Raw genomic sequence first — 1094 nt, 5'->3', positions numbered from 1 at the left:
ACATAAAAGGAGTAGCCGAGGTATTTCATTCCTCGCACATACGACACTACGGTCTTTTCCTTGTTGACTTTGAGATATAGAGTATTCTCTATAAATCGGGTTATAGACTCCTTCACTCGCATTGCAGCCCTTTTGGACTTACAGAATATCATCGAGTCATCGGCATAGCGTACAAAGGGAAGCCCTCTGCGTTCGAGTTCTTTGTCCAATTCGTTGAGCATGATGTTACTCAACAACGGACTTAGCGGNCCTCCTTGGGGAGTTCCTTCTTCGCTCGCTTCAAACAATCCTTTGTTCATTACACCGCTTCGAAGATACTTGTGTATAAGACTGACCACTCTGCCGTCTTTTATCGTACGGCTGAGAATTTCTATNAGTTTACTATGGCTCACAGTGTCGAAGAAACGTTCGAGGTCAAGGTCAACTACATAAATGTAGCCTTCGTTGATTATCCTCTGCGCTCCACGAAGTGCGTCATGGCAGCCTCTTCTCGGACGGAAGCCGTAGCTTGTCTTGGAGAATTGGTTCTCATAAATAGGAGTCAGTACTTGGTTAATGGCTTGTTGCACCAAACGGTCTACTACTGTAGGTATGCCCAAAAGGCGCATCTTTCCGTTGTCTTTGGGTATCTCTACCCTCTTGACTGGGTTCGGACGGTAAGAACCGTCAATCAAGGAACAGATGAGCACATCCTTATTGGTTAAGAGCCATGGGAGCAGCTGCTCACACGACATCTTGTCGATACCACCACATCCCTTGTTTCTCATCACTGCCTTGTAGGCTCGNTTNAGATTTGCAGGNCTAAGGATTTGCTCNAGGAGGTGTTCCTTGTCAAATGGTACTTCCACGATGTTGTCTTCACACATCCACATGAAGGTCTGCACTCCCCCATACCATTNGGTTTCCGACCTATCTCTTTGGGGACAGCCATTAACTTGGGATAATGTTTTCTGCATTCTTNCCTTCATAAGGTATGTTTCAATTACTATCGNTTAATATATAGGTTCAGCCCTTCATGGAGCGTTATCGAGTACTCCANTACTATGNCNTCTGCTGACTTCTCACGGCAAGCTTTACTCCGCTTCTTTCGTAAA

At 45.5% G+C, this 1094-nt stretch carries 1 protein-coding gene; it reads right to left on the bottom strand.

The annotated features are described in order from the left end of the window. Nucleotides 1-968, bottom strand: a 968-nt coding sequence (gene ltrA / locus HMPREF9304_RS12090; RefSeq protein ID WP_036929555.1) for a group II intron reverse transcriptase/maturase, incomplete at its 3' end; no start/stop codon positions are given. Nucleotides 969-1094: the final 126 nt, after the last annotated feature.

Origin of the sequence: Hoylesella timonensis S9-PR14 (genome assembly GCF_000762405.1) — a bacterium.
Taxonomy (GTDB): domain Bacteria; phylum Bacteroidota; class Bacteroidia; order Bacteroidales; family Bacteroidaceae; genus Prevotella; species Prevotella timonensis_A.
The sequence above is the reverse complement of the archived record's forward strand: the minus strand, read 5'-3'. Positions and strand labels throughout refer to the sequence as shown.